At 51.2% G+C, this 523-nt stretch carries 1 protein-coding gene; it reads right to left on the reverse strand.

The window, feature by feature from the left end:
• Positions 1-523: IS3 family transposase (locus HP566_RS08150; protein ID WP_249976764.1), on the reverse strand; the 523-nt coding region annotated here is incomplete at both ends.

A 523-nucleotide genomic window follows, 5' to 3' on the forward strand; every position in this document is an offset into this window, starting at 1 on the left:
TAATTGAACACGTCGTGTCTAGCCGCTTCCCGTGTCGAATAAATCTGTCGCTTGATCCGCTCTCGCTTGAGGAGTTGAAAGAAGCTTTCAGCAACGGCGTTGTCATGACAGTTACCACGTCGGCTCATGCTGCCCACCAGGTGATTAGCTTTCAAAAAGCTTTGCCAGTCTCCACTGCTAAACTGGCTTCCTTGATCCGAATGCACCATCACAGTTCCTTGTGGCTTGCGTCGCCAAACTGCCGACAATAAAGCATCCAGCACTAACTCCGTGGTCATACGTGACTTCATCGACCAGCCAACCACTTGACGAGAAAACAGGTCGATAACCACCGCTAAGTAAAGCCAGCCTTCGTACGTTCGGATGTACGTAATATCCGTCACCCAAGCAATATTTGGCGCTGTTACTTCAAACTGACGGTCTAAATGGTTGGGTGATACGATGGCCGGCTTTCCACCGCCATAGCAGCCAGGGCGTCGTCGATAGCCGGTCTGAGAGCGTAAACCTTCTCTACGCATCAGGC

It is taken from the genome of Vreelandella olivaria, from assembly GCF_023507745.1.
Taxonomy (GTDB): Bacteria; Pseudomonadota; Gammaproteobacteria; order Pseudomonadales; family Halomonadaceae; genus Vreelandella; species Vreelandella olivaria_A.